The sequence below is a fragment of the Trichlorobacter lovleyi genome (assembly GCF_015239775.1).
GTDB lineage: Bacteria > Desulfobacterota > Desulfuromonadia > Geobacterales > Pseudopelobacteraceae > Trichlorobacter > Trichlorobacter lovleyi_B.
Map to the genome: position 1 here is coordinate 1,451,422 of NZ_CP058409.1, position 6,079 is coordinate 1,457,500.

Annotated in this window: 5 protein-coding genes (1 of these 5 cut by a window edge); all 5 read left to right on the plus strand. The window is 57.7% G+C overall.

Annotated features, from left to right (window positions below):
* Positions 1-2 precede the first annotated feature (2 nt).
* Tightly spaced (at most 43 nt apart), the 5 genes in view from FY034_RS06660 to FY034_RS06680 form a layout consistent with a single transcriptional unit that may run on beyond the window.
* Entirely contained in the window at positions 3-1,418 is a 1,416-nt protein-coding gene (locus tag FY034_RS06660; RefSeq protein WP_265554615.1) for a DUF4384 domain-containing protein, read from the plus strand.
* Between the two features lie 10 nt (positions 1,419-1,428).
* Positions 1,429-2,685 carry a 2-oxo acid dehydrogenase subunit E2 gene (locus tag FY034_RS06665; protein WP_265554616.1) on the plus strand — a complete coding sequence of 419 codons (1,257 nt, stop codon included), beginning with the start codon at positions 1,429-1,431 and terminating at the stop codon, positions 2,683-2,685.
* A 43-nt stretch (positions 2,686-2,728) separates the two neighbouring features.
* Positions 2,729-3,304 carry a hypothetical protein gene (locus tag FY034_RS06670; protein WP_265554617.1) on the plus strand — a complete coding sequence of 192 codons (576 nt, stop codon included), beginning with the start codon at positions 2,729-2,731 and terminating at the stop codon, positions 3,302-3,304.
* A gap of 27 nt (positions 3,305-3,331) precedes the next feature.
* Positions 3,332-4,783 (plus strand): dihydrolipoyl dehydrogenase, encoded by a 1,452-nt coding sequence (gene lpdA / locus FY034_RS06675; protein ID WP_265554619.1) that lies wholly within the window; start codon positions 3,332-3,334, stop codon positions 4,781-4,783.
* On the plus strand, positions 4,776-6,079 hold the 5' portion of the coding sequence (locus FY034_RS06680; protein WP_265554620.1) for an aconitate hydratase. 637 nt of this gene lie beyond the right edge of the window; 1,304 of the gene's 1,941 nt are visible here — the first part of the coding sequence; its start codon is at positions 4,776-4,778; the stop codon falls past the right edge of the window. Before lpdA ends, FY034_RS06680 begins: the two co-directional genes overlap by 8 nt.

Below are 6,079 nucleotides of genomic sequence, written 5' to 3' on the forward strand. Positions count from 1 at the left end.
ACATGCTACATCATTACTTACTGACAGTTGTACTCTTTGTCTGGTGTTTGCTGATTCCGGTTTCGTCGCATGGCTTCTGGTCCACTGAGCCCGGCTCATTGAAGGAACTGGCAGCCGGTGTGGCAACTGAGTTGAAGGAGAAGTCCGGTTCTGCCGGGAAGCTGTATCTGGATAAGGCCAATGTCAAGGATAGTGTCAGTGGCGAAACCTCAAACCTCTCAGCCTTTCTGGTGAATGAGCTGGAAAGTGCCCTTTCGTCTGCCGGCTTCAGTTTTACTGATTTCATGGAGCAGGCGGATCAGGTGGTGGGGGCCAGTTATCAGCGCGACGGCGACCGGTTGAGGATTTTTGTCAAATACTGCCCGGCAAAAGACAGCAGCAGCTGTAAGAGCCTTGCAGCTGCACTGGCACTAAACAGGCTGCCCAAAGAGAGTTTCAGTGAATCGATGGACAGCCGCTTGAAGCGGCTGGTGCAAAAGGTGGGTGGGAGCAAGAATGGCCTGAAGGTCTTTATCAGCCCGGTGGTTGAACGCAGGAACCGTTACGCAAGCGAGTTTTCCGAGTATGTGACTGCCAAGGTCCGGAGCTACCTGGTCAACAGCCAGCAGTTTGAGGTGCTGGAAGAACAACCGGTAACCCGTTCTCTCTCAAATACCCGCGGTTTGGCCGCCAAGGCGAAACAGGTGCAGAACCTGGAAACCAGTGCAGCCCTGTTCAGCGGAGCTGATGCGGTACTGGAGGGGTACTACCTTGAAGGAAGCGGCAGGGTCACGGTTGCCATAACCCTCAAAAATCTGAAGGGAGGGGTGTTGGGGAGCGCCGATGAGACCTTTGAGCGGAGTATGATCCCTTACAGTACGGCCAACCAGACCGCCGGCACCCTGGCTGCGGTGGCGGATGTGGCTGGCCAGGCCAGCCAGCAGGCGGTGAAGTTGAATACCACCAAGGGGGATCGCTATCAGGTCTACCGGGCCGGTGAAAAGGTCCAGTTTCTGATGCAGGTTGCCAAGCCGCTGTACGTGTACCTGTTCGGTATCAATACGAAAAACGAGGTCAGTCAGCTGTATCCCGGCCCTGGGCAGCAACCGGCCCCCCTGCAGGCCGGGCGTCTGCATACGGTGCCTGGAGACCGAGACAGCTGGGAGATCGTGGTGGAACCTCCTTTCGGGACTGATCTGGTCAAGTTGTTTGCCGCTGAGCGCCCTTTGGCAGTACCGGTCATTTCCGGCTCGGTCGCAGCCAAAAGCTTCAGTAATGGCACCCGTTCCCTGGTGCGGCGGGATGTCATCCAGCAGCAGCTGGCAGCACAAAAGACCATCAACGGATTTGATCTGGTGGACTATTTCAAGGGAGTGGCTGAACAGCAGGGGCTGACGCTGTATGAAGACAGCCTGTTTGTACAGACCAGACCGCAGTAGGAGCCGCGTGATGGAGATCCGTATCCCGACAGAAGGCGAGTCTGTGGTTGAGGCGTTGCTGGCAAAATGGCACAAACCGGCCGGCAGCTTGATTCTGAAGGATGATGTACTCTGTGAAATTGAGACCGGTAAGATCACCCTGGATATCTACGCAGAGGCTTCCGGTCGTTTGGTCATTGGCGTTCAGGCTGGCACAATCCTGCCGGTGGGTAGTGTGATCGGTCAGATTGTCGAGACGGATCCGCAGACAGAGGATCAACTGGCGGTTCCGGCAACAGGGGCGGCTGGCTCAGAGGATGCACCCACCTCTCCGGCAGTGCGGCAGGCGCTGCGGCAGCAAGGTCGAACTGCTGCGCAACTGGCCGGTAGCGGCCCTGGCGGGCGGATCCTGATGGATGATCTGAATCGGGCTGATGCGGCGGAACCTCCAGTCTCAGCCCCGCCGGCTGCTCCGCAGGCGCTGTTGGTTAAATCTGAGGAAACACCTCTGTATCGTGCTTCAGGCAGTTGTCAGTCCGCTCAGCCGGCTGGCGATCAAAGCCCAGATATTGCCCCCGAACTCCGGCCTGATCCACAGCCTGTACCGGGTGAAGAACAGATACGGATCTTTCCGCTACGCAAACGGATCTCTGCATGTCAGCTGCAGGCCCGTCACCAGGCCGATAGGCTGACTACCTTTGATGAGGTTGATCTGGGGGCGTTGCAGACCGTGCGCACACAGCATAAACGGGCAGGTACACCGGTCGGTTTGATGCCGTTCTTTGTCAGGGCCACGGTTGAGGCGCTACAGTCCTATCCGGCATTTAATGCGCGGATTGATGGCGATGAGATTGTCTATCAGCCGTTTGTTCATCTGGGCATTGCGATGTTGGGGGAACAAGGGCAGGTGGTGCCGGTGCTGCGTGATGCAGCTCAACTGGGGTTACGGGAGATTGATCTGGAGATCACCGGCTTAGCACAGAAGGCCACTAACAACCGGCTTGGCAGTGCCGGGCTGGAAGACGGGACCTTTACCATCAGCAATGGCGCTAGCTATGGTGCCCTGCTCTCCACCCCGCTTATCAGTCCGCTCCAGAGTAGTGGTTTGGGGATGCATGCCACCCAGGATCGGCCGGTGGCACGGAATGGCCGGGTCGTGATCCGGCCGATGATGTACCTGGCCCTGTCCTATGACCAACGTATCATCGATGGCCGGGAGGCAGCCGCTTTCCTGACGTTGATAAAAGCGCGGGTTGAGGACAGAGCCTGGCTTGAAGGGTTGCCGTAGTGCCATGACGGTTATGCACTGGTATACAGCCGGGTGGTTGTATTTGTGTCTTGTGGCGGTGGGCCTGGTTGTCCGTACTCCCTCCCGGTTCACGTTGCTGCAGCGTAACTATTGGCTATTGCTGATCGAACCATGGAAGTTGGCAACGGCCCTGGTTGCCACTGTCGGTTTCATGGTGATGGCACCGTACACCGGAGATCCCACCTGGGATTATGTGGATGCCTTCTTTATGTCGGCCTTGACCTACGCCACTGCCCCCTGGAGTGTGGCGGTGCTGTACCGGGTTTTCAGGCGTTGGGAGTCCTGGCAGGCGTTCTATGTGGCTCTGTGCTGCTGGTTTTTTACGGCCAGCTGGTCCTATGATCTCTATATCTGGATCCGGGATGGGTACTATCCGCTGACCTGGACATCAAATATTGTTGCTTCTTCATTTCTGTACCTGATGGCCGGCCTGCTGTGGAATCTGGAGTGGCAGGCCGACCGTGGAACACAGTTCGCCTTCAGCTCTGTTGCATGGCCGGCGCCGGCTCCCCAGCGTTCCTGGCGTATCGTCTGGATTGCTGTGCCGATTATCGTTCTGGTGGCGATTCTGATGGGGCAGTTTTTGGCAAATCCTTGAATCTACTTTGTTTGCAGGAGGCAGTGTATGTCTGAACAGTTTGATCTGATTGTGATCGGTGCCGGTCCGGGTGGATATGTGGCAGCCATTCGGGCCAGTCAGCTGGGTATGAAGGTGGCGGTGGTGGAAAAACGGGCCACGCTGGGTGGCGTCTGTCTGAATGAAGGCTGCATCCCCAGCAAGGCCTTGCTTGACTCCAGTGAACATTTTGCCCTGGCGCGGGACAAGTTTGCCCTGCATGGGATTGAGATTGACCCGCCACGCCTGAACCTGGCTGCCATGCTGGCCCGCAAGGATGACGTGATCAAGAAGTTGACCGATGGTGTGGCCTATCTGTTCAAGAAAAACAAGATCAGGCTGCTGAGCGGTACAGCCAGCCTGAAGGGGGTGGATGAGGCAGGTCTGCAGCAGGTGGCGGTGGAACAGGCCTTTCATTTGAACTTCCCCAATGGAGATCAGCAACCGGTGGAGGTTCCGCAGTTGTTGCGGGCCCCCAGGGTGTTGCTGGCAACCGGTAGCGAGCCGATTCCACTTCCAGGCATCCCTTTTGATGGTGAACTGGTGGTCTCTGCCCGGGAGGCACTTGCCTTTGATCAGGTGCCTGATCATCTGGTTGTAGCAGGTGGCGGGTATATCGGGCTTGAGCTCGGTTCTGTCTGGCGTCGGCTGGGGGCTCGGGTCACGGTCATGGAGGCGTTGCCGGGGATCATTCCTTCAAGCGATCGTAGCGTGGCCGACTATCTGCAGCGTGCATTGAAGAAGCAGGGGATCGAGTTCCGTCTGAATACCAAGGTGACCGGCCTGCGCCGCCTGGGGAGCAAGGGGATGATTCAGTACGGCTCCGGTACTGAAAGTGGCGAAGTCGATTGTGACCGCCTGCTGGTGGCCATTGGCCGTAGACCGCTGCTGGCCGGGCTGGGCGTTGAAGCGTTGGGGATAGCCTGTGACCAGACCGGCAGGATCAAGGTGGATGAGAACTATCAAACCACCTGTGCAGGTGTCTATGCCATTGGAGACCTTGTCCCCGGTCCGATGCTGGCACACAAGGCCTCCGAGGAGGGGGTGGTTTGTGTGGAGCGGATGCAGGGCAAGGCCGCCGTTGTTGAGTACGACTATCTGCCCGGCGTGGTCTATACCTGGCCGGAAGGGGCCTCGGTGGGCCTGACTGAGGAGCAGTTGAAGGAAGACTCGGTTTCGTATAAATCGGGCAAATTCAACTTTCTTGGCAATGGGCGTGCGCGGGCCATGGATGAAACAGAGGGGTTCGTTAAGGTGCTGGCTCACGCAGAAACTGACCGGCTGCTGGGGATACATATTGTTGGCCCCCGTGCCTCAGATATGATCGCCGAGGCGGTAACGGCCATGAGTTTTATGGGCACTGCCCGGGATCTGGGAATGCAGTTCCATGCCCATCCTACCCTGAGCGAGGCCTTGAAGGAGGCGGCGCTGGATGTCCATAAGGAGGCGATCCATGGCTAAGAATCTGACCACCAAAATTCTGGAAGCACACCTGGCTGAAGGGGCGTTAAAGCCAGGCAGCGAAATTTCCATCAAGATCGACCATACCCTGCTGCAGGATGCTACCGGCACCATGGCGATGCTGGAGTTCATTGCGATGGGATTGCCACGGGTCGAGGTGGGGCTTGCTGCCCAGTATATTGATCATAACCTGCTGCAAACCGATTACAAGAATGCCGACGATCATGCCTTTCTTGCCAGCGCGGCCCAGCGTTTTGGTGTGCATCTGTCCAAGCCGGGTAACGGCATCTCCCATCAGGTCCACCTTGAGCGTTTCGGAGTGCCCGGTCTGACCCTGTTGGGGGCAGATTCCCATACGCCGACTGCCGCCGGCCTTTCCATGCTCGCTATCGGCGCCGGAGGTCTGGACGTTGCCCTTGCCATGGCAGGTCACCCCTTTAGTCTGCCGTGCCCCAAGGTGTTTGGTGTCAAGCTGACCGGTCAACTGAATCCCTGGGTTTCAGGTAAGGATGTGGTGCTTGAAATGCTACGCAGACATACGGTTAAAGGGGGCGTAGGCAAGGTTATTGAGTATTATGGACCTGGTGTAGCCACCCTGTCTGCAACGGATCGGGCTACCATTGGCAATATGGGGGCCGAACTGGGCGCCACCTCCAGCATCTTCCCGTCAGATGAAAGGACCCGGGAGTTTCTGCTGGCCCAGGGGCGGGGGGATAGCTGGCAGCCGTTGGCAGCTGATGACGAGGCGCTCTATGATGAGTATGATGAAATCGATCTTTCTGCACTGGAACCCCTGATTGCCTGCCCATCATCGCCTGACAAGGTGGTGCCGGTAAGGGATGTCGCAGGAGTCAAGGTTGATCAGGTTATTGTAGGCAGCTCGGTCAATTCATCCTTCCGTGACCTGATGACGGTTTGCCGTATGTTAGAGGGCAGGAGGATTGCACCGGGGGTTTCGTTCCATGCCAATCCGGGGAGCCGCCAGGTACTGGAAAATGTGGCCCAGCAGGGGGGCGTGCTGATGTTGTTGATGGCTGGTGTCAATATCCACCAGTCCGGCTGTCTGGGGTGTATTGGCATGGGGCAGGCGCCGGGGAGCGGGCAGGTTTCTTTGAGGACGTTCCCCCGTAACTTTCCCGGGCGCAGTGGTACCAAGGACGACAGGGTGTACCTCTGCTCGCCGGAAACTGCTGCCGCCTCGGGGCTGAACGGTGTGATTACCGACCCCCGTGATCTGGGGAGGAGTATGCCCTGGCCGGATGTGAAGAACCCGGAACGATACCTGATTGATGATTC

What these genes read in the sequence shown, in the direction of transcription:
- lpdA (WP_265554619.1), top strand. Translation starts at nt 3,332, where the DNA reads ATGTCTGAACAGTTTGATCTGATTGTGATCGGTGCCGGTCCGGGTGGA.
- FY034_RS06660 (WP_265554615.1), top strand. Translation starts at nt 3, where the DNA reads ATGCTACATCATTACTTACTGACAGTTGTACTCTTTGTCTGGTGTTTG.
- FY034_RS06665 (WP_265554616.1), top strand. Translation starts at nt 1,429, where the DNA reads ATGGAGATCCGTATCCCGACAGAAGGCGAGTCTGTGGTTGAGGCGTTG.